Annotated in this window: 22 protein-coding genes; 8 read left to right on the forward strand and 14 right to left on the reverse strand. The window is 66.4% G+C overall.

The features are described from left to right. Positions 1 to 86: 86 nt before the first annotated feature. The 7 genes from ASC93_RS10045 to ASC93_RS10075 all read right to left on the reverse strand — a co-directional run bounded on the left by ASC93_RS10045 (position 87) and on the right by ASC93_RS10075 (position 8,267). The gene (locus ASC93_RS10045; protein WP_056440647.1) at positions 87 to 1,019 is read right to left on the reverse strand and encodes an electron transfer flavoprotein subunit alpha/FixB family protein; all 933 of its coding nucleotides are present in this window, start codon (positions 1,017 to 1,019) and stop codon (positions 87 to 89) included. A 24-nt stretch (positions 1,020 to 1,043) separates the two neighbouring features. Continuing rightward, positions 1,044 to 1,793: an electron transfer flavoprotein subunit beta/FixA family protein gene (locus ASC93_RS10050; RefSeq protein ID WP_056440649.1), complete on the reverse strand. Its 750-nt coding sequence runs from the start codon at positions 1,791 to 1,793 to the stop codon at positions 1,044 to 1,046. Between the two features lie 248 nt (positions 1,794 to 2,041). Then, positions 2,042 to 2,269: a sulfurtransferase TusA family protein gene (locus tag ASC93_RS10055; protein WP_056440696.1), complete on the reverse strand. Its 228-nt coding sequence runs from the start codon at positions 2,267 to 2,269 to the stop codon at positions 2,042 to 2,044. Between the two features lie 322 nt (positions 2,270 to 2,591). Further along, positions 2,592 to 5,207 (reverse strand): alanine--tRNA ligase, encoded by a 2,616-nt coding sequence (alaS, locus tag ASC93_RS10060; protein WP_056440651.1) that lies wholly within the window; start codon positions 5,205 to 5,207, stop codon positions 2,592 to 2,594. 218 nt (positions 5,208 to 5,425) lie between these two features. Then, on the reverse strand, positions 5,426 to 7,087 hold the full coding sequence (locus ASC93_RS10065) for a flagellinolysin (RefSeq protein WP_056440654.1): 1,662 nt from the start codon (positions 7,085 to 7,087) through the stop codon (positions 5,426 to 5,428). Positions 7,088 to 7,156: 69 nt separating this feature from the next. Beyond that, positions 7,157 to 7,909 carry a glycerophosphodiester phosphodiesterase gene (gene ugpQ / locus ASC93_RS10070; RefSeq protein WP_056440656.1) on the reverse strand — a complete coding sequence of 251 codons (753 nt, stop codon included), beginning with the start codon at positions 7,907 to 7,909 and terminating at the stop codon, positions 7,157 to 7,159. Between the two features lie 22 nt (positions 7,910 to 7,931). After that, on the reverse strand, positions 7,932 to 8,267 hold the full coding sequence (locus ASC93_RS10075) for a DUF1294 domain-containing protein (RefSeq protein WP_056440658.1): 336 nt from the start codon (positions 8,265 to 8,267) through the stop codon (positions 7,932 to 7,934). Positions 8,268 to 8,394: 127 nt separating this feature from the next. Here ASC93_RS10075 and ASC93_RS10080 point away from each other — a divergent pair, with 127 nt between their 5' ends. Continuing rightward, a complete protein-coding gene (locus tag ASC93_RS10080; protein WP_229412669.1) occupies positions 8,395 to 8,916 on the forward strand; it encodes a hypothetical protein in 522 nt (173 codons plus the stop codon). A 32-nt stretch (positions 8,917 to 8,948) separates the two neighbouring features. After that, on the forward strand, positions 8,949 to 9,398 hold the full coding sequence (locus ASC93_RS10085; protein ID WP_056440660.1) for a DUF3597 domain-containing protein: 450 nt from the start codon (positions 8,949 to 8,951) through the stop codon (positions 9,396 to 9,398). Here the strand turns inward: ASC93_RS10085 and ASC93_RS10090 are convergent. Both ASC93_RS10090 and trpS read right to left on the reverse strand, forming a co-directional pair. After that, positions 9,395 to 10,444, reverse strand: coding sequence for a hypothetical protein (locus ASC93_RS10090; protein WP_056440662.1), 1,050 nt, complete (start codon positions 10,442 to 10,444; stop codon positions 9,395 to 9,397). The genes ASC93_RS10085 and ASC93_RS10090 overlap by 4 nt on opposite strands. A 125-nt stretch (positions 10,445 to 10,569) precedes the next feature. Then, positions 10,570 to 11,592, reverse strand: coding sequence for a tryptophan--tRNA ligase (gene trpS / locus ASC93_RS10095; RefSeq protein WP_056440663.1), 1,023 nt, complete (start codon positions 11,590 to 11,592; stop codon positions 10,570 to 10,572). Between the two features lie 300 nt (positions 11,593 to 11,892). Between trpS and ASC93_RS10100 the strand changes: the two genes are divergently transcribed. From ASC93_RS10100 to ASC93_RS10115, 4 genes are all read left to right on the forward strand, one after another. After that, positions 11,893 to 14,154, forward strand: a complete 2,262-nt coding sequence (locus ASC93_RS10100; RefSeq protein ID WP_056440665.1) for a family 1 glycosylhydrolase — start codon at positions 11,893 to 11,895, stop codon at positions 14,152 to 14,154. A 155-nt stretch (positions 14,155 to 14,309) separates the two neighbouring features. Next, positions 14,310 to 16,094 (forward strand): cation:proton antiporter, encoded by a 1,785-nt coding sequence (locus ASC93_RS10105; RefSeq protein WP_056440668.1) that lies wholly within the window; start codon positions 14,310 to 14,312, stop codon positions 16,092 to 16,094. A gap of 35 nt (positions 16,095 to 16,129) precedes the next feature. Further along, positions 16,130 to 17,398: a CaiB/BaiF CoA-transferase family protein gene (locus ASC93_RS10110; protein ID WP_056440670.1), complete on the forward strand. Its 1,269-nt coding sequence runs from the start codon at positions 16,130 to 16,132 to the stop codon at positions 17,396 to 17,398. 55 nt (positions 17,399 to 17,453) lie between these two features. Further along, positions 17,454 to 18,512: a hypothetical protein gene (locus ASC93_RS10115; protein WP_162251838.1), complete on the forward strand. Its 1,059-nt coding sequence runs from the start codon at positions 17,454 to 17,456 to the stop codon at positions 18,510 to 18,512. 30 nt (positions 18,513 to 18,542) lie between these two features. On the opposite strand, the gene ASC93_RS10120 is transcribed toward ASC93_RS10115, so the two are convergent. The 5 genes from ASC93_RS10120 to ASC93_RS10140 all read right to left on the reverse strand — a co-directional run bounded on the left by ASC93_RS10120 (position 18,543) and on the right by ASC93_RS10140 (position 21,681). Then, a complete protein-coding gene (locus tag ASC93_RS10120) occupies positions 18,543 to 18,869 on the reverse strand; it encodes a hypothetical protein (protein ID WP_056440674.1) in 327 nt (108 codons plus the stop codon). Positions 18,870 to 19,157: 288 nt separating this feature from the next. Next, positions 19,158 to 20,051 (reverse strand): hypothetical protein, encoded by an 894-nt coding sequence (locus ASC93_RS10125; RefSeq protein WP_056440676.1) that lies wholly within the window; start codon positions 20,049 to 20,051, stop codon positions 19,158 to 19,160. A gap of 17 nt (positions 20,052 to 20,068) precedes the next feature. Then, positions 20,069 to 20,851 (reverse strand): hypothetical protein, encoded by a 783-nt coding sequence (locus tag ASC93_RS10130; protein WP_056440678.1) that lies wholly within the window; start codon positions 20,849 to 20,851, stop codon positions 20,069 to 20,071. Further along, positions 20,848 to 21,363 carry a hypothetical protein gene (locus ASC93_RS10135; RefSeq protein WP_056440680.1) on the reverse strand — a complete coding sequence of 172 codons (516 nt, stop codon included), beginning with the start codon at positions 21,361 to 21,363 and terminating at the stop codon, positions 20,848 to 20,850. Before ASC93_RS10135 ends, ASC93_RS10130 begins: the two co-directional genes overlap by 4 nt. Before the next feature lie 27 nt (positions 21,364 to 21,390). Next, positions 21,391 to 21,681: a DnaJ domain-containing protein gene (locus tag ASC93_RS10140; RefSeq protein WP_056440682.1), complete on the reverse strand. Its 291-nt coding sequence runs from the start codon at positions 21,679 to 21,681 to the stop codon at positions 21,391 to 21,393. A 204-nt stretch (positions 21,682 to 21,885) separates the two neighbouring features. Between ASC93_RS10140 and ASC93_RS10145 the strand changes: the two genes are divergently transcribed. Next, on the forward strand, positions 21,886 to 23,637 hold the full coding sequence (locus tag ASC93_RS10145) for a glutamine--tRNA ligase/YqeY domain fusion protein (protein WP_056440684.1): 1,752 nt from the start codon (positions 21,886 to 21,888) through the stop codon (positions 23,635 to 23,637). Positions 23,638 to 23,818: 181 nt separating this feature from the next. Further along, positions 23,819 to 25,219: CHASE domain-containing protein (locus tag ASC93_RS10150; protein ID WP_056440686.1), on the forward strand; the 1,401-nt coding region annotated here is incomplete at its 3' end.

Genomic DNA, 25,219 nt, shown 5'->3' on the forward strand with positions numbered 1-25,219 from the left:
CGTACGCTACGGACTTGGGTTCCCGCCTGCGCGGGAACGACGTATTTTTTGCTGGTGGCCATGCGTGCATGCCACCAGCGAGCGGCTTAGCCCAGTTCCTTGACCAGGGCCGGCACGACCTCGAACAGGTCGCCGACGATGCCGTAGTCGGCCACCGAGAAGATCGGCGCTTCCGGATCCTTGTTGATGGCGACGATGGTCTTGGAATCCTTCATGCCGGCCAGGTGCTGGATCGCGCCCGAGATACCGACGGCGATGTACAGCTGCGGCGCGACGATCTTGCCGGTCTGGCCGACCTGCCAGTCGTTCGGCACGTAGCCGGCGTCCACGGCGGCGCGCGACGCGCCCATGGCGGCGCCCAGCTTGTCGGCCAGCGGTTCCAGGATCTTGAAGTTGTCGCCCGAACCCATGCCGCGGCCACCCGAGACGACGACCTTGGCGCCGGTCAGTTCCGGACGGTCCGACTTGGCCACTTCGCGGCCCACGAAGCTCGACTTGCCCGAGTCCGCGACGGCGGCGACGGTCTCGACGGCGGCCGAACCACCTTCGGCGGCGGCGGCGCCGAAGCCGGTGCCGCGCACGGTGATGACCTTCACGTTGTCCGTCGACTGCACGGTGGCGATGGCGTTGCCGGCGTAGATCGGGCGCTCGAACGTATCGGGCGAATCGACCTTGGTGATTTCCGAGATCTGCGCGACGTCCAGCTTGGCGGCCACGCGCGGCAGCACGTTCTTGCCGTGGGCGCTGGCGGGGGCCAGGATGTGCGAGTAGTTGCCGGCGACGGCCAGGACCTGCTCGGCGACGTTCTCGGCGAGGCCGTCGGCGAACTGCGGCGCGTCGGCGACCAGCACCTTCGCGACGCCGGCGACCTTGGCGGCGGCTTCCGCGACGGCGCCGCAATTGCTGCCGGCGACGAGGATGTGGACGTCGCCGCCGCATTGTGCGGCCGCGGTGACGGTGTTCAGGGTGACTGCCTTCAGCGCGGCGTTGTCGTGTTCAGCAATGACGAGTGCGACCATGATGTTCCCTTATGTATTCTGTACTTAGATGACTTTGGCTTCGGTACGCAGCTTCGCAACCAGGGTCGCCACGTCGGGCACCTTGACGCCCGCCGAACGCTTGGCCGGCTCGGCGACCTTGACGGTCTTCAGGCGCGGCGTGACGTCGACGCCCAGGTCTTCCGGCTTGACGGTCGTCAGCGGCTTTTTCTTGGCCTTCATGATGTTCGGCAGCGTGACGTAGCGCGGCTCGTTCAGGCGCAGGTCGGTGGTGATGATCGCCGGCAGCGTCAGCTGCACGGTTTCCAGGCCGCCGTCCACTTCGCGGGTCACCGTGACCTTGCCGTCTTCCAGCACGACCTTCGAGGCGAACGTCGCCTGCGGCCAGCCCAGCAGCGCAGCCAGCATCTGGCCGGTCTGGTTCGAATCGTCGTCGATCGCCTGCTTGCCCAGGATGATCAGCTGCGGCTGCTCTTCGACGGCCAGCGCCTTCAACACCTTGGCCACACCCAGCGGCTCGATCTCGGCACCGGTCTCCACCAGCACGCCGCGGTCGGCGCCGATCGCCATCGCGGTACGCAGGGTTTCCTGGGCCTGGGCCACGCCGCAGGTCACGGCGACGATCTCGGTGACCTTGCCGGCTTCCTTCAGGCGCGTGGCTTCTTCCACCGCGATCTCGTCGAACGGGTTCATCGACATTTTGACGTTGGCGATATCGACGCCACTGCCGTCGGACTTGACGCGGACCTTGACGTTGTAGTCAACCACGCGTTTGACGGGTACCAGGACTTTCATAGTGTGCCTTTGAAAAATGGGTGAAAGACTAAAAATGATCCGAATTATAAAAGCAAATGTCGTTCAGGTCAGAATTAAAGCACGATCGTGCGTTTTTCGGTTAGAGGAATCACCCTAATCGTGTTTCATTGTGTTATCGGATTCTCGGAGAAAACCGGCGGGAGCGCCGAATGGTCGTGTACTGCCCCGCTCACGCTGACGGGGTGGCCTGCCCGGCGGGCCGGGCGGTGCGAGGCGCGGGTAAGCGGTTACTTACGGCGGAGCCAGAACGTGAATTCGCCGTTTATGTTCGTATGCGCCAGGAGCGCGTTGCCGGTCTGCTTGGCGAACGCCTGGAAGTCGCGTACCGAACCGGTGTCGGTGGCGACGATGCGCAGCACTTCGCCGCTGGCGAGCTCGGCGAGGGCCTTCTTCGCCTTGAGGATCGGCAGCGGGCAATTCAAGCCACGCGCATCCAGGTCCTTCTGGACCTCGATGGTGCCGGTGTCGATTATGGTTTCGCTCATCGATTGCCTGCTAGTTGGTAGGGCATTGACCCGATAGTACTCCAATTACCCCATTATGACGCGCCGCACCAAAATTTGGTATCCATGTTGCGGTGTAACAACGTCAATTACTTGACAGGCTGGAAGAGATGAGGCGGCGATGACCGGATGAGAGGGATGTAGGGTGGTCGGCTTTGCCGACCACGCGTTCAATTGCAACTAGGTTGATGTGGATCAATTCATGAGTAAATTGAACGCGTGGGCGGAATCCACCCACCCCGACCCGCGACGCATGCGCCGCCGGTTACAACAGTCAGGCGGAAACGCGCTCGCCGACCCAGCCGGCCACGCCGGCCAACGCCTGCGGCAACCCTGCCGGGTCCGTACCGCCTGCCTGGGCCATGTCCGGACGTCCGCCGCCCTTGCCGCCGACCTGCTTGGCGACGAAGTTGACGAGATCACCCGCCTTGACCTTGCCCGTGGCGTCGGCGGTGACGCCGGCGATCAGGCTGACCTTGCCCTCCAGCACGGAGGCCAGCACGATGGCGGCCGTCCCGAGCTTGTCCTTGAGCTTGTCCATCGTCTCGCGCAGGCCGGCGACGTCGGCACCTTCCATCGTTGCGGCCAGCACCTTGATGCCGTTCACGTCGATGGCCTTCGTCACCAGTTCATCGCCCTGGCCTGCCGCCAGTTTCGATTTCAGCGCCGCGATTTCCTTCTCCAGCGACCTGACCTGGTCCTGCACCTGGCCGATGCGGACCGGCAGTTCGTCCGGGCTCGTCTTCAGTGCGCCGGCCGCTTCGTTCAGCTTGCGGTTGATCGATTGCACCAGCGCCAGCGCGCCCTCGCCCGTCACGGCTTCCACGCGGCGGATGCCGGCGGCGACGCCCGATTCGGACACGATCTTGAACAGCCCGATGTCGCCCGTGCGGGTGACGTGCACGCCGCCGCACAGCTCTTTCGACGAGCCGATGTCCAGCACGCGCACGGTGTCACCGTATTTCTCGCCGAACAGGGCCATGGCGCCATGCTTGATCGCGTCGTCCATCGACATGTGGTGCGCCACGGTCGCGTGGTTCTGCAGGATCTCGGCATTGACGATCTGCTCGACCTTCGTGATTTCCTCGGCGGTCAGCGGGGCATTGTGGCTGAAGTCGAAGCGGGTCTTGTCCGGATCGACCAGCGAGCCCTTCTGCTGCACATGGCCGCCCAGCACTTCGCGCAGCGCCTTGTGCATCAGGTGCGTCGCCGAGTGGTTGCGGATGGTGCGGGCGCGTTTGACTTCATCGACTTGCGCGTCGACCACGTCGCCGACTTTCAGCGAACCCGACTGCAGCACGCCGTGGTGGCCGAACACGTCCGCCTGGATCTTCAGCGTGTCTTCCACTTCGAACAAGCCGCCCGGCGATTTCAGCAGGCCCTTGTCGCCCACCTGGCCGCCCGACTCGGCGTAGAACGGCGTCGTGTCCAGCACGACGATGCCGTCCTGGCCCGCCTTCAATTCCTGCACCGGGGCGCCGGCCGTGTACAGCGCGACGACGCGGCTGTTGTGCACGAGCGCTTCGTAGCCGACGAAGGTCGTCTTTGCGCCCGAGTACTCGACGTTGGCGGCCATCTTGAACTTGCCGGCGGCGCGGGCGGTTTTCTTCTGCTGCTCCATGGCGGCATTAAAACCTGCCTCGTCCAGCTTGATGTTGCGCTCGCGGCAGATGTCGGCGGTCAGGTCCAGCGGGAAGCCGTAGGTGTCGTACAGGGTGAAGGCGGTGGCGCCGTCCAGGTTCTGCGGGTCCTTCGCGAGCTGCGCTTCCAGGATCTTCATGCCGTGCTCGAGGGTCTCGCCGAAGCGCTCTTCCTCGGCCTTCAGCACCTGCATCACGCGCTCTTTCGCCTCATGCAGTTCCGGGTACGCGGCGCCCATCTCGATGTCCAGGTCGCCGACGAGCTTGTAGAAGAACGGCTTCGTCTGCCCCAGTTTGTGGCCGTGGCGCAGCGCGCGGCGGATGATGCGGCGCAAAACGTAGCCGTGGCCTTCGCTGCTCGGGATGATGCCGTCGACGATCATGAAGCTGGCCGCGCGAATATGGTCGGCGATCACTTTCAGCGAGTTGTTCGCGAGGTCGGTCGCGCCGGTTTCGCGGGCGGCGGCCTTGATCAGGTTCTGGAACAGGTCGATCTCGTAGTTCGAATGCACGTGCTGCAGCACGGCGGCCAGGCGCTCCAGGCCCATGCCGGTGTCGATCGACGGCTTCGGCAGCGGGGTCAGCACGCCGGCTTCGTCGCGGTTGAACTGCATGAACACGAGGTTCCAGATCTCGATGAAGCGGTCGCCGTCTTCTTCCGGCGAGCCTGGGGGGCCGCCCCAGATGTCCGGGCCGTGGTCGTAGAAGATTTCCGTGCACGGGCCGCACGGGCCGGTGTCGGCCATCTGCCAGAAGTTGTCCGATGCGTAGCGCGCGCCCTTGTTGTCGCCGATCCGGATGATGCGCTCCGCCGGGACGCCGATCTCGTTGGCCCAGATGCCGTAGGCTTCGTCGTCTTCGAAGTAGACGGTGATCGTCAGTTTTTCTGCCGGCAGGTCATACACCTTGGTCAGCAGTTCCCAGGCAAAGTGGATGGCGTCGCGCTTGAAATAGTCGCCGAAGCTGAAATTGCCCAGCATTTCGAAGAACGTGTGGTGGCGCGCGGTGTAGCCGACGTTTTCCAGGTCGTTGTGCTTGCCGCCGGCGCGCACGCAGCGCTGCACGGTGGTGGCGCGCTTGTACGGGCGCGTATCCAGGCCCAGGAACACGTCCTTGAACTGCACCATGCCGCTGTTGGTCAACAACATCGTCGGGTCGTTGCCCGGCACGAGCGGGCTGGAGCGGACGATCGTGTGGCCTTTGGACTCAAAGAACTTGAGAAACTTTTCGCGAATTTCGGTGGATTTCATGTCGTAGGGGCGGATTTAGGCAGCTTGCTATATAAAGAAAATCGATTATAGCGTAGCTATTGAAGGTAAATAGTTTTCGCGAGATTGGTTGTTGCAGGATCGGCAACAATTCTGGATCGGCATGGCGGGCTCGGGGAGCCCACCCTACGGACGCCCCGAGTCCACGCGACGCCGACCGGAATTCGTAGGGTGGGCACCCCGTGCCCACGCGACGCCGATCAGCGCAGCAGCGCCAGCACCGCCCGCGGCTCTCCGTTGGCCTGTGTAAGCATCGCCGATGCGGCCTGCTGCAGGATCTGGACGCGCGTCAACTGGACCGTGTCGCCGGCATAATCGACGTCCTGGATGCGCCCGCGCGCCGCTTCCAGGTTCATCGATGCCGTCTGGTTATTGCTGGCCACGACATCCATGCGGTTGCTGTAGGCGCCCACCTGGACGCGCTGCTCGCTGACGACGGCGAGCGCGTCGTCGATGTGCAGCAGCGCCACCGCCGTGTCGTGCATGTCCAGGTCGCCGAGCCCCAGCGCGTTTGCATTCACGGCCGCGAACTGCATGTCGATCAGGTCGCTGGCGTCGGCCCCGGCCTGGATCTGCACGCGACGCATGGACGGCGCGGCGGTGCCGATGTCCGGATACTCGACCTTGAAATTGCGCAGCGGCCGGTCCGGCGTGCCGGAGCCGGCGTCGGCGACGACGCCCTGCGCGTCGCGCGACGGCCCACCGTCCGCGTCGAGCCCGCCGATGGCGCCCGTGTCGGCATTCGCCAGGTTCATCGTGTCGGTGATGAAGCTGGCGCCGTGCGCGGAGAAGTCCGCCATGAAATCGCCCGTGTCGTGGTACTGCCCGCCGGTGACGGCGTTCAGGGCGGTGTCGAGGTCGGCCGTGCGGTGCGCGCTCAGGTAGGTCATCAGGCCCTTCATGCCGCCGTCGACGCCCATGCTTTTCAACCTGTCGTGCAGGTAGCGCGACGCGACGTAGCCGCCTTCGTAGGTAAAGCCGCCGCCCGCGATCGTCCCGACGATGTCGTCCGCCGTCTGGCCGCTGGCCAGCGCGCCCGCCACGCGCTCGTCCGCACCCTGGATCAGCTCGGCCGTGCCTTCCGTGAACCATTGCGGGAAATTGAAACTGGTCGAGCGCAGCATGATCGCGTGCACCATCTCGTGCGCAACGACGCGGTCATCGTACAGCGGCCCCGAGCCGCCGTCCGGCGTCGTGATGTCGCTGAAATCGGCCATGTCGATGTTCAGCGTGATGTCGCTGCCCGGCGCCGTCGAGCCCGTGACAGATGCGAGCACGCCGCTCTGCCCGTCCGTCGTGTCGAGGTTGATCTTGAGCGTCACGCCATCGGCTTGCAGGCCGTAGTACTGCTGGACCATGTCTTCGGCGGAGCTCAGCCAGCCGGCCCTGAGACTGTCCAGGACGGCACGTTTCTTCTTGTCCTCGTTCGCGTTCCCATTATCCTGAGAAAAGATCGTCTGGCCGTTGAACGTGGCGCCGTTGCCGGTCTGTGTGATGTGAGTGAGGATCTGGTCCGCTTCCGCCTGCAGGGTGTTGCGGTCGCTGTCCGTGTACGCGCCGTTACCGGACGCGACCGCCAGTTCGCGCAGGCGCTGCAGGCTGTCGGTGATGTTCGACAATGTGCTGTCCGCCACCTGCAGCATCGACGTCGCGTCGTTGATGCTGCGCATGGCCTGGCTCATCCCCGTCAGCTGCGACGTCATGCGTGACGCCAGCGCCTGGCCGGCGGGATCGTCCGAGGCGCCGCCGATGCGCGCGCCCGAGCTCAGCCGCGCGATGAGGCGGTTCGCTTCATTCGTATGGTCCGCGAGCTTGCGCTGGGTGTTCAGTGACAGTGAATTGTTGTTGATCGAAAGTGACATAAAGACCGTGACCGGTAGCCGAATGTCATTAACGACAACGCGTTACAATTCTTGAGGGAACGATCCGGTTTAATTGAAAGCGGGACCGATGAGGTCGATCCGGTCCGTGCACAATCCGTCCACGCCCCAGCCGAACAGCTCGCGCGCACGGGCCGGCGTATTGACGGTGTAGCAGAACAGGCCGAAACCGGCCGCCTTCACCGCGGCGGCCTGGGCGGCCGTCAGCCGCTTGTGGTCCGTGTGGATGGCGACCACGTCCAGCGCCCGCGCGCGGCGCGCCCAATCGCGCGGGAGCGATGCCGTCAGCCATGCCCGCGGCAACGCCGGCGCGGCGTGCCGGGCCGCCTCCAGCGCCGCCTCGCTGAACGAGGACAGCAGCGGCGCCCGCTCCACCCGGCCGGCGGCGAGGTCGTCGGCGAACAGGGCGGCGGCCAGGCGCGCGACCACGGTGCCGGTCCGCGCGTCATGGCCGGGCACCGGTTTGATCTCGATGTTCATCCACACGCCGTGCGCCTTGCAATACTGCGCGAACTCCGCGAACAGCGGCACCGGTTCGCCCGCGAATTCGGGTGCGAACCAGGCGCCCGCATCGCGCGCGGCGAGGGCGGGCGCGTCGATCTCGGCCACCGACCCGGACCCGGCCACCGTGCGGCCCAGCTCGGGATCGTGCAGCACGACGGGGACGCCGTCCCGCGCCAGCATGACGTCGAATTCGATGGCGCGGAACCCCGCTTCCATGCCGCGGCGCAGGCCGGCCAGCGTATTTTCGGGCGCCAGCGTGCCGCCGCCGCGGTGCGCCAGGATCTTCGGGTAAGGCCACATGATTGCTCCTCGTGAACGGTGCTCAGGCCAGCGCACGCGCCAGCACGCAGAATCCGGCAAGATTGGCGCCGACGGTCAGCCAGAACAAGTACCGGAACGGCATCTTGACGGTCTTGTGGCGCAGCCATTGTTGCGCCAGCAAGGCGCCGGGCCAGCCGCCGGCGAGGCCCAGCAGCAGCAAATTCCGCTCGGCCGTGCGGCGGTCGCCGCGCCGGGCCGCCGCCTTGTCGCGCGCATACAGCGCGAAGCAGGCGCCGCTGGCCAGCACGTACGCCAGCCCCACCGCGGACGGCAGGCCCAGCGCCAGCGCGGCATAAGCGTACAGGGCAAGGAACAGGAGCAGCGGCGCATAGGTCATGGCGCCAGCTTACGGCATGAGTGTCCACCAAGCAATGCCCGCGCCATTTCCTGTCCGTTAGCGACCGTACGGAGGAATCCCGCGCGAACGCCTACCCTTGCCCTTCGACGTCAACGCGGAGAACATCATGAGCTTTGATTTGGGCAATCTGTTGCAGCAATACCTGGGCGGCGCCAATCCGAACGTCAACCCGGCGCAGGCCGAGAACGATTTCGACAGCGTGGCCCAGAACGTGCCGCGCGCCACCGTCGCGCAGGGCGTGACGCAGGCGCTGCGTTCGGACCAGACGCCGCCGTTCGGGCAGATGGTCAGCCAGCTGTTCAGCCACAGCAATCCCGACCAGCGCGCCGGCATGCTGAACCATCTGCTGGCCAGCGTGGGGCCGTCCGTGCTGTCGTCCGTGGCGGGCGGCGCGCTGGGCAACCTGCTGGGTGGCGGCCAGGCGCGCGTGTCGCCGGAACAGGCGAACCAGGTGTCGCCGGACCAGGTGCAGGAACTGGCTTCCAAGGCCGAACAGCAGAATCCCGGCATCGTTGACCGCATGGGCGACTTTTATGCCGAACACCCGACCCTGCTCAAGGCCATCGGCGGCGCGGCGCTGGCGATCGCGCTCGGCCATATGGCGCAGGGCATGCAGCAGCGCCATTGAGCGCATCCATCCATCACCGAAAAGGACTCGCTATGGGCATCCTGAGTAATATCTTCCACAAGATCTTCCCGTCCTCGCATCCCGCCGCCCAATCCGGCGGACAGGCCGACCCGGGCTCCCAGCAACGCGCGCCGCAGCCGACGCAGCAGCCCGCGCAGCAACCGGCCCCGCAATCCGCGCAACAGCCGCAGGCGGCGCCGGCCGCTGCTCCCGCGACGATGCAGCAGGTGGACGTGGAAGCCGTCCTCAACAACATGGAGCGGCAGTCAGGCCAGCAACTGAACTGGCGCACGTCGATCGTCGACCTGCTCAAGCTGCTCGGCCTCGATTCCAGCCTGCAATCCCGCAAGGAACTGGCCGCCGAGCTGCACTACACGGGCGATACCAACGACTCGGCCAGCATGAACATCTGGCTGCACCGCCAGGTCATGAACAAGCTGGCGGCGAACGGCGGCAAGGTGCCGGCCGACCTGAAGGACTAATCCGCAAGGCTGACGTTGGCCGGCGTGCCGCACGAAAAGCAGTAGCGCGTGAAAGCGTTCTTGCGCGACGTGCACGCCGGGCAGCGGTCGAACAGGCCGATGCCGCAGTGCGGGCAATGGGCGAGGTGGTCGTCCTTGTAATTGGTCGCGCGCTCGCATGACGGGCATACGTTCCTGCCGATGCGCGCCATCGCCACGTCGTAGCGCATCGTCGTGCGGCGCTGCGCGTCGGGCATGGCCTCGGCGGCGCGCTGGCGTTCCAGCCACGCGTGCAGCCAGCGGATCGCGTAGCGGCCGGCGACGACCGTCACGACGATCCCCACGCCGTAGCGCACATAGCCGCCATAGATGGGCAAATACGGCACCAGCTCGACGAAGAACGCGAACAGCGCAAAGAAGATGAAGCCCCACGTGAACGGCCAGTAGGTGCCGTTGCGCTTGTACTTGAACAGTGCACCCGCCACCAGCAGCAGCGGCAGGGTCACGCCGAGGCGGATCAGGAAGACCTTGCGCTCGGCCCGTATCTCCGCTGCATACGCGGCCTGCTTTGCCGGTTCCAGCAACGCCTCGTAAGCGGCGCCTGCCTTCTGCTGGGCCTGCTTGGCGTCGAGTTCGACCTTTTCCTGGGCCTGCACCGCGGCGAGCGCGGCCCGTTCCTCGGCCACGAGCTTGTCCAGCTCGCGGTTGCGCGCGATCAGGTCCGTATCCTGGTCGGGACGCGCCGTCGCGTGGCGGGTCGCGATCCAGTTCTCGAAGGCCTCGCGCGCGCTCTTCGTGTTGGCCTGCGCGACCTGATGTTGCTGCTGGGCCTGCTCCAGCGCGGCGTCCGCCTTCTCGCGTGTGTCCTCCGCCTGCCGGACCGCGGCCTGCAGCGGCCCGGCCCTGGCCGGATCGAGGAATTGTTCGGGAGGCGGCACGGGCTCCAGGTACACCACGTTGTCGACGACCTGGTTGCCGAGCCCGATCAAAAAGCCGGCGAAGACGAATGCGACGATCCACAGCGCCCGGCGCATCCATTGTTCGGTCCAACGCAAACCCTTGTTCATGGTGCCGCTCCTCCATCGATGGCGAAAGCCGCAGCTTGCCATCAATACATGGAGCGGACCACAAGAAAGCGCAAAGCCATCGCCTTGCGCTACCTCACGTCGCGTCTATCGCTACCCGCAGCGGATCAGAAATAGGACAACCCGAGTGCCTTGCGCACTTCGTCCGTCGTGCGCGCCGCGACTTCGCGTGCCTTCATCGTGCCTTCCTTGAGGATCTGCATGACCTGCCCCTTGTCCTTGGCCAGTTCCTCGCGGCGGGCGCGGATTGGCGCCAGCATGTCCTGCAGGATGCCTTCCAGGCGCTTCTTGACGACGGAATCGCCCAGGCCGCCGCGCTGGTAATGCGCCTTCATCTCGGCGAGGCCCTCCTTGTCGGTGTCGAACGCGTCCAGGTAGAGGAAGGCGACGTTGCCTTCCAGGTGGCCGGGGTCCGACACCTTCAGGTGCAGCGGGTCGGTGTAGACCATCTTGACCGCGGCGCGGATCTCGTCGGCGGACGCGCCCAGGTTGATTGTGTTGCCCAGCGACTTGCTCATCTTGGCCTTGCCGTCGATGCCCGGCAGGCGGCCGACTTCCGGCACGATCGCCTTGCACTCGACGAGGATGTCGCGGCCGGCATTGCGGTTGAACTTGCGCACGATCTCGTTGCACTGCTCGATCATCGGGATCTGGTCCTCGCCCACCGGCACGATGGTGGCCTTGAACGCGCTGATGTCGGCGGCCTGGCTCGCCGGATAGGTCAGGAAGCCGGCCGGGATGTCGCGCTCGAAGCCGCGCAGCATGATTTCCTGCTTGACGGTCGGGTTGCGCTCGAGGCGCGCGACGGTCACGAGGTTCAGGTAATAGAAGGTCAGTTCGGCCAGTTCCGGGATCTGCGACTGGATCAGGATCGTCGACTTGGCCGGGTCGATCCCCACGGCAAGGTAATCGAGCGCCACCTCGATCACGTTCCGGTGTACCTTACCAATATCATCCATATTGTCCGTGAGCGCCTGGGCGTCCGCGAGCATGATGAATTGGCGATATTGATCCTGGTAAGTGACGCGATTGCGGAGGCTGCCGACGAAGTGGCCGAGGTGCAGCGGCCCGGTGGGCCGGTCGCCGGTCAGGATGATGGGCGTGGTAGCGGTAGGGGTTTGCAGACTCATCGAGTTGTCCTTGGGTGTTTGACCGCCCTGCCCCGATCCTGCCGCGCCAACAAAAACGCCACCTTGGAATCGAGGCGGCGTTTCGGAATACCTATCCAATTCACTGGCCGCGCGCAATCAGCGGCGCCACCAGGTGAGAACAGGATGTGGATACGAAAAATTCATGGATGGCATGGTTGCAGGTTGACGCGCGGCTGTCAACCGCCACCGCTCGAAAGCCAAAACGCTTCCCCGACTTTTTTGCCAGATCGGGACCATGCTGGATTTTTTGTTGCAATAAAACTAACAAACTGGTGATTTATGAATTCCACGAAGAGCACGAACAGCCACGCCCGTCCCCTCGAACTCTGGGGCGGCCTCGAATGCACCGTCAACCGCGTCCGCGACGACTACTTCCACCAACTCGACCGTAACGGCCACGCCGGCAGGCCGGACGACATCGCCCGCTTCGCCTCCCTCGGCATCCGCGCCATCCGCTATCCCGTGCTGTGGGAGCGCACGGCCCCGGACGGCATCGAGATTGCCGACTGGACCTGGCCGGACGAGCGCCTGAACGCCTTGCGCGCCCACGGCATCACGCCGATCGCGGGCCTGATCCACCACGGCAGCGGCCCGCGCCACACGAGCCTCGTCGATCCGGCGTTCGCGGAACAACTGGCCGAGTATGCCGGCGCCGTCGCCGCGCGCTACCCGTGGATCGAGTACTACACGCCCGTCAACGAACCGTGCACGACGGCACGCTTCGCCGGCCTGTACGGCGTGTGGTATCCGCACGGCCGCGACGACCGCACGTTCGTGCAGGCGCTGCTGAACCAGTGCCGCGCCGTCGTGCTGTCCATGCGCGCCATCCGCGCCGTGAATCCGGACGCGAAACTCGTGCAGACGGACGATCTCGGCAAGACCTACAGCACGCCCGAGATGGCCAAGGTCGCCGAGTTCTACAACGAGCGCCGCTGGCTCGCGTGGGACCTGCTGTGCGGCATGGTCGGGCCGGAACATCCGCTGTGGTCCTACCTGACGAAGACGGGCATCCCGGCCGACGAGTTCCTGTGGTTCCGCGAGAATCCCTGCCCGCCCGACGTCATCGGCGTCAATTACTATGTCACGAGCGAACGCTGGCTCGATCACCGTCCCGACCGCTATCCGGCGCACCACCGCGGCACGGCCGACGGCATCGCGTGCGCCGACATCGAAGCGTCGCGCGCGCTCGCGACGCCCACCGCGGGCATCGCCCCGCTGCTGCACGAGATCTGGGACCGGTACCGCATCCCGCTGGCCGTCACCGAAGCCCACATCGACGCCAACCGCGAAGACCAATTGCGCTGGCTGCTCGAAATCTGGGAAGCGGGCAAGGAGGTGCGCGCGAACGGCGTCGACCTGCGCGCGGTGACCGTGTGGTCGCTGCTCGGCTCGTTCGACTGGAACAGCCTCGTCACGCGCAACAACGGCTATTACGAACCGGGCCCGTTCGACGTGCGCGCGCCCGCGCCGCGCGCGACCGCCGTGGCGCGCATGATGCGCGAGCTGTCGGCCGGCACGCCGCTGTCGCATCCGGTGCTGCGCGGCCAGGGCTGGTGGCGCCGTCCCGGCCGCTGGCTGTGCCAGCCGGTTGCCACGCCGGACGCCCTCACGTCGATCACGGCCGACGGCCACACGCTCGTCGGCAAGGACGCCGCACCGGTCCTCATCACGGGCGCAACCGGCACGCTGGGCCGCGCCTTCGCCCGCATCTGCCGCAAGCGCAATCTGGCGTACCGCCTGCTGTCGCGCCAGGACATGGACATCACGGACCCCGATTCCGTCGAACGCGCGCTGGCGCGCCATCGTCCGTGGGCGGTGATCAACACGGCCGGCTACGTGCGCGTGGACGACGCCGAGCGCGATGCCGAACGCTGCTTCCGCGAGAACGCGATCGGTCCGGCGATCCTCGCCGCCGCGTGCGCCCGCCACGGCGTGCACCTCACCACGTTCTCCAGCGACCTCGTGTTCGACGGCGCCCTCGACCGGCCCTATGTCGAAAGCGATACCGTCGCCCCGCTCAACGTCTACGGCCGCAGCAAGGCCGAGGCCGAGCTGCGCGTGCAGGACAAGCACCCGGGCGCCCTCGTCGTGCGCACGAGCGCCTTCTTCGGCCCGTGGGACAAGTACAACTTCGTCACGCTGGCGCTGGGCGCGCTGGAACGGGGCGAACCGTTCCGCGCCGCGCACGACATGGCCGTGTCGCCGACGTACGTGCCGGACCTCGTGCACGCCTGCCTCGACCTCGCGATCGACGGCGAATCCGGCGTCTGGCACCTGGCCAACGTGGGCACGCTGACGTGGGCCGAACTGGCCGAGCGCGCGGCCGCGCAGGCCGGCGTGGACGCGAGCCGGCTGGAAGCCGTATCGACCGAATCGATCGGCTTCGCGGCGCAGCGCCCGCGCTACACCGGGCTGCACAGCGAGCGGGCGATCCTGTTGCCTTCGCTGGATCATGCGCTGGGGCGCTATCTCGAACTGCGCAACGAGATCGACCAGGAGATGGAAGAGGTGATTCTCACGGCGGAGAGCCGGCAGGCATAGTCGTTCGCGGTCGGCGGCACGCGTGCGGCTACGCTTGTGGCGTATCACCGCGTGGGCACGGGGTGCCCACCCTACGATGCGAGTGATGCCGTAGGGTGGGCTCCCCGAGCCCGCGCGTTAAAATTGGCGGGCCCCCTGTCCAATAAAGGCCTCACGTGCAAGAGCAACACGCCTTCCCCTTCCTGCGCGAAATCCTGCTGTTCCTCGCCCTCGCCGGCATCCTGATCCCGCTGCTGCAACGCCTGCGCATCAACCAGGTGCTGGGCTTCCTCGCCGTCGGCGCCCTCCTCGGGCCGTTCGGCCTCGGACGCATGGCGCAGGACGTGCACCTGCTCGGCCTGCTCACGTTTCCCAACAACGCGAACGTGGCGATGCTGGCCGAGCTGGGCGTGCTGTTCCTGATGTTCATGATCGGCCTCGAACTGTCCGCCGCGCGCCTGTGGGCCATGCGGCGCTGGGTGTTCGGCACCGGCAGCGCGCAGGTGCTGCTGTGCGCCGCGCTGATCGGCGGCGCGGCGTATTTTCTGATCGACCGCCGGCTCGACGCGGCGCTCGTGCTGGGCCTCGTGCTGTCGCTGTCGTCCACGGCCGTCGTGATGCAGCTGCTGGCCGAGAGCCAGCGCACGGCCGGTCCCGTGGGCCAGGCCGCGTTCGCGGTGCTGATGCTGCAGGACCTCGCCGTCGTCCCGATCCTGATCCTGATTGGTGCGCTCGGCAAGGGCGGCGCCGGGGCGGACACGAACGTGGCGCTGATCGCCCTCCTCGCGATGGCCAAGGCGGCCGGCGCCATCGCGGTGATCTATCTGATCGGCGGCAAGGTCGTGCATCCGCTGTTCCGTGCGTTCGCGCGCCATCGCCAGCCGGACGTGTTCATGGCGCTGATCCTGCTGTCGACGTTCGGCATCGCCGCGCTGTCGCACCTGGCCGGCCTGTCGATGGCGCTGGGCGCGCTGATCGCCGGCGTGCTGCTGGCCGAGACGGAATTCAAGCACGAGGTCGAGCTGATGGTCGAACCGTTCAAGGGCCTGCTCATGGGGCTGTTCTTCATGACCGTCGGGATGGGCATGGACCCGCTGCAGATCGTGCATGCGCCGCTGTGGCTCGCGTGCGCGGTGCTCGGACTCGTGCTGCTCAAGGGCGCCGTCATCGCGCCGCTGCTGCGGCTCGGCGGCCTGCCGTGGGGCCGTGCGATCGAAGGCGGCCTGCTGCTGGGCCAGGGCGGCGAATTCGCGTTCATCGTCATCGGCGACGCGATCGCGGCGCGGCTGCTGGACGGCGCCCTCGGCGCGCGCGTGATACTGGCCGTCGGCCTGTCGCTGTTCATCACGCCGCTGCTGGCACGGATCGGCCACGCGATCGGCGAGCGCTCCGCCGCGCACGCGCATGCCGCACAGGCGCAGCAGGACGACAACGAACTGGAACAAGCGCGCGGCCGCGTGATCATCGCCGGCTTCGGACGCGTCGGGCAGCAGCTGGCCAAGCTGCTGGCGGCGCAGAACATCCCGTACGTCGCGTTCGAGAACGACGCAAAGATGGTCTCGCGGCTGCACGCGGACGGGGTGCCCGTCTACTTTGGCAACGCGTCCCGGCCGGAGCTGCTGCGCCGCGTGCACGCCGACGAAGCGCCCGCGATCGTGCTGACGATGGACCATCCCGCATCGGCGCTGCAGGCCGTGCGCGGCATCCGGCGCGAATTCCCGCACGTGCAGCTGTACGCGCGCTCGCGCGACGAAAAGCATGCGCGCGCCCTCAAGCGGGCCGGCGCCAACGTCGTCGTGCCCGAGACGCTGGAGGCGAGCCTGCAGTTGTCGGCCTTCGTGCTCGAAGGGATGGGACTGGACGAGCGCGTCGTCGACGACATCGTCGACCGCGAGCGCGACCAGTTCGCCGCGGCCCTCGACGACGCCCGCTCGCGGGAGCGGGACGAGCGCGACGTATAATCCGCGCCGAGAACAACTCATCCATCGGAGACAGAATGGCATCCATTCCGAACGGACCGCACAACGGTCCGGACCATCGACTGCAGGGCGCGCTGGGCCACATCCGCGTGCTCGACCTGTCGCGCGTGCTGGCGGGCCCTTGGTGCTCGCAGAACCTGGCCGACCTCGGCGCCGACGTCATCAAGATCGAGCGCCCCGGCGCCGGCGACGACACGCGCGCGTGGGGCCCGCCGTACGCCCCGGACGCATCCGGCCAGCCGACCACGGAAGCGGCGTACTACCTGTCCGCGAACCGCGGCAAGCGCTCGCTCACGGTCGACATCGCGGCGGAGCAAGGCCAGGCGCTGCTGCGCGACCTGGTGCGCCACTGCGACGTCGTGCTGGAAAACTTCAAGGTCGGCCACCTCAAGCGCTATGGCCTCGACTACGCGACGCTGAAGGCCATCAAGCCGGACCTCGTCTACTGCTCCATCACGGGCTTCGGCCAGGACGGGCCGTACGCGCACCGCGCCGGCTACGATTTCCTCATCCAGGGCATGGGCGGGCTGATGTCGGTCACGGGCGAGCGCGACGACCTGCCGGGCGGCGGCCCGCAAAAAGTCGGCGTGGCGCTGACCGACCTGATGACCGGCATGTACGCGACCGTCGCCGTGCTCGCGGCCCTCACGCACCGCGACCGCACGGGCGAGGGCCAGCACATCGACATGGCGCTGCTCGACACGCAGGTCGCGATGCTCGCGAACGTCGGCAGCAACTACCTGAACAGCGGCAAGCGGCCCAGGCGCTGGGGCAATGCGCACGCCAACATCGTGCCGTACCAGACGTTCGCGTGCAGCGACGGCCACATCATCGTCGCCGCGGGCAACGACGGCCAGTACCAGAAATTCGTCGAAGCGGGCGGCCGGCCGGCGCTGGCGCGCGACCCGCGCTTCGCCACCAATCCGCTGCGCGTGCAGAACCGCGACCTGCTCGTGCCGCTGCTGGCCGACATGGTGCGCCAGCAGCCGCGCGACGCGTGGATCGCGATGCTGGAAGCCGTCGGCGTGCCGTGCGGTCCGATCAACGACCTGGACGAGGTGTTCGCCAACGAGCAGGTGCGCGCGCGCGGCATGGAGATCGCGCTGCCGCATCCGACCGCCGGCAACGTGAAACTGGTGCGCAGCCCGATGCGAATGTCGGCCACGCCGGCGACGAGCAGCCTGGCGCCGCCGCTGCTGGGCGAGCACACGGCCGAGGTCCTGCGCGACGTGCTGGGCAAGAACGACGAGGAGATCGCGGCGCTGCGCGCGGGCGGCATTGTGTGAACCCCATCGCATCGATGAGTTGACAATTTGCGGACAGACACGGATGATGGCCGCCATGAAATCCGCACCCATCTCTTTCGTTCTCGTACTCGCCTGCGCACCGGCCATTGCGCAGGAAGCGCCGGCGTGGATCGGCAAGCCGGACTGCCGCCTGGCCGCCGTGAAGCCGCCGCCCGCGCAGGCGGCTACCTGGAACGGCGGCTGCAAGAACGGTTACGCTGAAGGCAAGGGCGCGCTGGACTGGACGGATGCGGCCGGCAATCACTACAAGCTGGAAGCGGAATTCGCTGCGGGCCGGACGCGCGGCGAAGGCACACTGCACTACCCGCACGGCTCGATCTACACGGGCACGCTCAAGGACGGCCGGCCGGACGGGCACGGCTATTTCCGCGAGCCGAACGGCGACCAGTACGAGGGCGACATCCGGGAGGGCAAGCTCATGGGGCCCGGCGAAGCCCTGTACGCGAACGGCGACGATTACAAGGGCGAGTTCAAGAACAACCAGCCTGACGGCACCGGCACGATCACCTGGGCGCTCGGCGGCCGCTACGAAGGCGGCTGGAAGAATGGCGAACCGAGCGGTCCGGGCAAGATCGTCTACGCGGGCGGCGCCGGGCGCGAAGTGGCGGTGCAGGATGGGCGAGATCCGGGCCGGCCGCGCGCCGTCGCGCCCGACGGGACCTACACGGTCAAACAGAAATTCGCCACGATCGGCACGACGTTCCGGCGCGACGCGGCACGCGGCATTCCGGTGCCGCCCGAGCGGGGCTTCAAGGAATTGACCGCGGCGGAGCAGGCCACCATCGCCAACTGGTATCCCGCGCTCGCACCTGGGGACGAGCCGCCGTATCCGGCCAAGGGGCCCGCCGAGTTCCTCAGGGCGATCGTGAGCATCGTCAACAAGACGCTCGCGGAAGGCGACGTCACCGTGTACGTGCTGGTGGGTACCGACGGCAAGGCCCGCAGCGTCAGGGCGATCGGCCTGAACGATCCCGAGGTGCGCAAGACCGTCGCGACCGTGGCCAGCCTGATGCAATACAAACCAGCCGTCTGCGCCGGGCAACCGTGCGAGATGGTCTATCCTTATCGTCTCCGGCTGGGGCTGGAACCCTGAACGCCACGGCGCGCCGTGGCGCCCGGACGATCAGTGCAGCTTGTGCTTCAGGTCGGACAGCTCGGCGTGCACGCGGGTCACGGCCGCTTCCAGGTGGGCCGGCATGGTCGGCAGCGAGCGGCTGATGCGCTTGGCTTCGTCGCCCATGTCTTCCAGGTTGTCCACGCATTGCTGGATGCGCTGCTGGTCGTTCGACTGCATGACGCTCTGCGCCTGCTTGGCTTCGCGCGACAGCTTGTCGATCACGTTGCGGATCTCGTCCGGTGCGTCGCCGGCCTGTTTGCAGGCCTGTTCGGCCTCCTGGATGGTTTGCTGAATATGAGTGAATCGCTGCTGGATTTCGTTTGCTTGCAACATGACGTGCTCCTTGCATTGATGGCTCGTGTCCACATCCGCCGGGGATGCGGGGCTGGAGCGTCATGGTAGTCCTGTTGGGAATCGAGGGGCGCACGAACCGTATTGACGAGCTCAGCGCCCCTCCCCGGAATTACCGGATTTGATGACGCAAACGTCTCGTGGGCACGGGGTGCCCACCCTACGGCTTCGATTTGGTGATACAAACGTCCGGTGGGCACGGGGTGCCCACCCTACGGCCTCGGTTGCACGTAGGGTGGGCTCCCCGAGCCCGCCATTGCGACGCATGCGTTACGGATACTCGGCGTCGATCTCGGACCCGGCGTAGTTTTCGAGCTCCACGAACAGCTGCTTCATGGGCACCTTGCCCGCGATATTCTGCAGCAGGATGCTGTTGCGATAGCTCGCGATGCGGTCCGCGATGATGGCCTGGTGCGGCGCCGGGACGTGTTCCAGCAGCGCGGCCCAGCCGGCCTCGAAGTCCGGCTTGCTCTTGCGGACGGTCTGCACGAAGCGTTCGAATTCCTTCTGCCCCGTGCGCGCGACGATGCGCCCGCCGCCTTCGACGCCGAAGACGATCGCCAGCGCGATCACGCCTTCCGCGTTCAGGTCCGGGTCCTTGACGGGACCTTCCCAGTGATGCCGGCGCAGCCACTGGGCCGCGCGCACGACGGCCTGCACGTCCTTGCGCTGCTTGAGTTGCCCCAGGTAGCGCTCGTAGCCGGTCCACGTCTCGCCCGGGTCGGCCGTGCAGATGTCGACGAACAGTTCCTTGAGGCGCCGCTGCGAATACACCGGGTCGGCGTCGAACTCGCCGATCAGCGTGTCTTCCGGCAGCGCCGCGAGTTCGCGGATCAGGCGGAAGCCTTGCTGGAACACGTATTCCGCGCCCTCGCCCAGCAGCACGTCGAGCGCGTCCAGGTCGCCCTGCTCGTCGTCGCGCTGTTCCATCTCTTCCTTGACGAGATGTTCCAGGCCCAGCGACACGCCGCCGATCGTCAGCAGCTGCGCGCGCTGGATGCCCTCGGCCGTGCGGTCGTTGGTGAACTTCTCGGCCACCATCGCGGTGATGCCCGAGAGCTCGTCGGCCAGGCCGGCCGCCTCGTCGGCGTCCGCGTGCGCGGCGATCAGCCGGATCGCGCGGATCAGCCGGGGCGGTTTTTCGATGACGATTGCCGGCAGCATCGCGCTTGCAAGCCCCGTCACGAGAAGATGTCCGTGCCGATGCTGCGGCGGCCGCTGCGGCGCGGCATGCCGCGCACGGACGGCACCTGCTTGCGCAGGCGGTACAGCAGTTCGCGCGTGCCGCGCTGCTGGAATTCCGTCTCTTCGTCCGGATCGTCCGGCAGCTCGACGTCCGCGAGGTCGGCCGTGTTGCGGTATTCCGGGAACAGCTCCAGCAGCGAGCGCTGCCAGCCGTCCTCGCTGGCCTTGGCCAGGTCGACGGCGAGCGGCACGACGTCGCTGTCGGACGTCGTGTGCACGTTGATGTGCGGGCCGCGGTTGTTGATCTCGCCCGCCACTTCGAGGATCTCGCGCGGCGCCAGCGACCACACGATGGCGAACGCGGTCGCGCCGTAGTCGGTAGCGGACGCTTCCGTCAGCAGCTCCTGGCGGCGGTTTTCGTCATCCGTCGCGTAGACCACGCCGTGGATGTGGTTGAACAGGTTCTCGGCGATGCGCTCGGGATCGTCCTCGATCATGTCGTCCGGCCAGGTGGCGGCCAGGTAGGCGAGGCTCTCGGCCCACGCCTTGGGCGGCACGAGCAGGGTCGCGAGGGACGTCTTGGCCCCGTCGAAACCGGCCAGGTGCAGCGCCGTCACCTGCGGCGGCAACGTCGACAGCACTTCGGCCACCGCGTAATCGCCATGCTCGTCGGCGGCCTGCGACAGCGCCTCCTCGGCGTGCTGCAGCGAACCGGCCAGCACGAGCTCGCCGACCTGCTTGCTCAGCGCGGGCAGATTGGATTTGTTGTCGTCGCTCATTCGCGCTCACCTCCATCCTGGTCGAACAGCTGGGAGAAATCGTCGCCGACGGACGTCTCGTCGAGTTCCTCGTCGTCGCCTTCGTCGTTTCTGGCCAGCTGGTCGAGCGACTGGTCGTCGTCTTCCCAGCGGGCCTGGTTCTTGTACAGGAACGCCGTCACGATGGCCTGGCGCGCCAGCTCGGGATGGTTGTCGCAGATGGCCGCGTACATGGCGCGGCCCGCGTCGTCGCCGTCGCAGTTGGCCATGCCAAATACCTTCGCCGGATCGCCGCCCTCGTAATCGTAGGCTTCGCGGATCAGGCCTTTGGGGTCCGTGAAGCGGATGCGGTCGACGAGCGCGAACGCCATCATGTTGACGTCGTCGAGGCCGTCGCCGTTGGCGTATTCGGACACGAGGGCCTGCACCATCATGTCGTAGTTCTTGCGGTTGGGCGGGTCACCCAGGGTGCCTTCGATCTGACCTTCCAGCTCGCGCGACTGGAAGGCGAACTCCGGATGTACTTTTTTCATGATTGACTCGTATTCTGTTGGATGGGCTCAGGCGGGAATGTTCACGCCGTTCAGGGCGAACACCGAGCGCCACAGCTCGAACGCCTCGCTTTCCGCGTCGAGCACGATGCGGTGGTTCACGCTCTGGTCGTATTCCGCGCGCCTGGCCGGGTCGGACAGGACTTCATAGGCCTTCGTGACGGCCTTGAAGCGCGCTTCCGCGCCCGGCGCCTGGTTGCGGTCCGGGTGGTAGCGCATGGCGAGCGACCGGTAGACCTTCTTGATGTCGTCGTCGCTGGCATTCGGCGCGACGCCGAGGATCGCGTATAAATTTTCCACTTGGAACTCTCCGGCTGTGGCCGAAAAAACATTAAACCGGGATTATCCTATAGAAAGCGCCAACTTGACAGGCCGCCCCCGACGATGACCCGCCCAGTATGCGGACTGCCCTGCGGGCAAACCGTGCGCTTGACCACATAGCGGCCCGGATGCCGTCTTCTACGGTAAAATGCCGGGAATCATACCCATCCAACAATAGGTTTCATGAGTAACGACAAGAACGCCGCGGCGGCCACCCCGTCACCGAATTTTGTCCGTGCGATCGTCGAATCCGACATCGCCGCGGGCACCCACACGCGTGCCGGCATGCCGTCCGTGATCACGCGCTTCCCGCCGGAGCCGAACGGCTACCTGCACGTGGGCCATGCCAAATCCATCTGCCTGAACTTCGGCCTGGCGCGCGACTACCAGGGCCGTTGCCACCTGCGTTTCGACGACACCAATCCGGAAAAAGAGGACCAGGAATACGTCGACACGATCATGGACAGCGTCAAGTGGCTCGGGTTCACGTGGGAGCAAGGCGGGCAGGAATACCTGCACTACGCCAGCGACTACTTCGACCAGCTGTACGCGATGGCCGAATACCTGATCGAGAACGGCAAGGCCTACGTCGACAGCCAGAGCGCCGAAGACATGTCGCGCAACCGCGGCAACTTCGGTACGCCGGGCACGAACTCGCCGTTCCGCGACCGTCCGGCCGCCGAATCGCTGCAGCTGTTCCGCGACATGAAGGCCGGCAAGTACAAGGATGGCGAGCACATCCTGCGCGCCAGGATGAGCGAGGATGCGATGTCCTCGCCCATCATGACGAACCGCGATCCGGCCCTGTACCGCATCCGCCACGCGCATCACCACCGCACGGGCGACGCGTGGTGCATCTACCCGATGTACGACTACACGCACCCGATCTCGGACGCGCTGGAGAACATCACGCACTCGCTGTGCACGCTGGAGTTCCAGGACCACCGCCCGTTCTACGACTGGCTCGTGGAGACGCTGGCCGAGGGCGGCTTCTTCGAGCGTCCCGTGCCGCGCCAGTACGAATTCGCGCGCCTGAACCTGACCTACGTCGTCACGTCCAAGCGCAAGCTGCGCCAGCTCGTGGTCGACGGCGTCGTGTCCGGCTGGGACGACCCGCGCATGCCCACGATCGTCGGCCTGCGCCGCCGCGGCTACACGCCGGAATCGATCCAGCTGTTCTGCGAGCGCATCGGCGTCTCCAAGGCCGACGGCTGGATCGACATGAGCACGCTGGAAGGCGCCCTGCGCGACGACCTCGACCCGAAGGCGCCGCGCGCCGTCGCGGTGCTGCGTCCGCTCAAGCTGATCGTCGATAACTTCCCGGAAAACGAGACGGTCGAATGCAGCGCGCCCGTCCACCCGCACCATCCGGAATGGGGCACCCGTTCGTTCCCGTTCTCGCGCGAACTGTGGATCGAGCAGGAAGACTTCATGGAAGTGCCGACCAAGGGCTACCACCGCTTCACGCCGCCGGTCGACGACAAGCCGGGTGCCCGCGTGCGCCTGAAATACGGTTTCGTCGCCGAGTGCACCGGTTTCGACAAGGACGCGGACGGCAACGTCGTCGCCGTGCACGTGAATTATTTCCCGGACTCGAAATCGGGCACGCCCGGCGCGGACACCTACAAGGTCAAGGGCAACATCACCTGGGTCAGCGCCGGCCACGCGCTGGAAGCCGAAGTGCGCCTGTACGACCGCCTGTTCCTCGACCCGCAGCCGGACGGCGGCGGCAAGGATTTCATGAGCGTGCTGAATCCGAACGCGCTGGAAGTCGTCACCGCCTGGCTGGAACCGGGGCTGGCCCAGGCCGCGCCGGACCAGCGCTTCCAGTTCGAGCGCCACGGTTATTTCGTCGCCGACCGCGTCGACTCGCAACCGGGCAAGCCCGTGTTCAACCGTGTCACGACGCTCAAGGACAGCTGGGGCAAGGCGTAAGGCCTCCCTCCGTTTGATCTAGCGCAAAGCCCGGCTCATTGATGATCCGGGCTTTTTCTTTGGCTCATTGGGAATCCAGTGTCGCGCGTGGTCGACAACTCCCCGATCTGCTAGGTTCGTCCGCCACCCAAGCCAAGTAAGTTGTAATAAATCAACAAGTCCGAGGCACCTGCGGAACGTCATGTCGACCTCGCTGAGAGACGCATTTTCCGTCACCCGCTTTTCATTCTGGACCGGCGTCATGCTCTCGACGCTGGTCGGCGGAATGCTGTACGCGATCACGACGCGTTCGATCGAAAGCGATGTGCAGGAGCGCTTCGTCCGGCATGCGAAATACGCGCAGGCCGTGATCAATATGCGCATCAAGTCGTACACGGACCTGTTGCGCGGCGCGGCCAGCGTGCTGCAGAGCGGCGACACGAACAGCCACCGCCAGTTCCACGATTACGTGCAAGGGCTGCGCCTGGCCACGAATTACCCGGCCGTCGACACCTTGAACTTCGCCGCCTGGGTGCTCGAAGAGGACCGCCCGCAGTTCGAGGCCGAATTCACGCGGGAACTGCAGGCATTCCTCGGTCCGGGCGCCCGCCCGGTCATCACGCCGGCCGGCATCCGCCCCGCCTACCTCATCGTCAGCTACATCGAACCGGATGCGAACAACACACGGCTGTATGGCCTCGACCTGATGGGCAATCCGTACTTCCACACACAGCTCGTCCAGTCGCGCGACGACGGCCAGCTGCGCGCATCCGGCCGGCCGATCGCGGCGCTGTCGACGCCGGGCGACAATCACCTGGGCATGCGCATGCCGGTGTACCGGCACGGATCGATGCTCGTCAACGCCGAGCAGCGCCGCGCGGCGTACCTGGGCTCGCTCGGCATCGCATTCAGCCTGCCCAAGCTGCTGCACGGCGTGATGGACGAGATGCCGATTCCCGGCGTGCGCATGACCCTGTTCGACGTCGGCCCGCGCGACGTGATCGGCCACGATACGGCCACCTGGCCCAAGGTGCTGTTCGACAGCCGGGGCAGCGCCAGCAACCCCACGCCGCCGCTCGCCGGCGGCAATGACGTATTCACGGCCACGCTGCCGCTCGACTTCAACGGCCGTCCCTGGCAGACCACGTACAGCGTCCCGAAAGCCCGTCTGCGCACGAATTTCGACGTCTATTATCCGAAGCTGATGATGGCGTTCGGCTTCCTCGGCTCCATCCTGCTGTACGCCCTGCTGCACATCCTGACGTCGTCGCGCCGCGCCGCCCTCGGACTCGCGCAGGAAATGACGAGCGAGCTGCGCGAAAGCCAGGCCAGGCTGCAGATGTCGCACCAGAAGCTGCGGCGCCTGGCCGACCACGCCTACCAGATCAAGGAAATGGAACGCAAGCGCATCGCGCGCGAGATCCACGACGACCTCGGCCAGAGTCTGCTGGCGCTGCGCATCGAGGCCGAACTGCTGGCCGGACGCACGAAGGGCACGCACAGCCACCTGCACAAGCGTGCCCGCGCCACCTTGATACAAATCGACACGACGATCAAGAGCGTGCGCCAGATCATCAACGACCTGCGCCCGACCGTGCTCGAC

The organism is Massilia sp. Root335 (genome assembly GCF_001425685.1).
Classification (GTDB): Bacteria; Pseudomonadota; Gammaproteobacteria; order Burkholderiales; family Burkholderiaceae_D; genus Telluria; species Telluria luteola.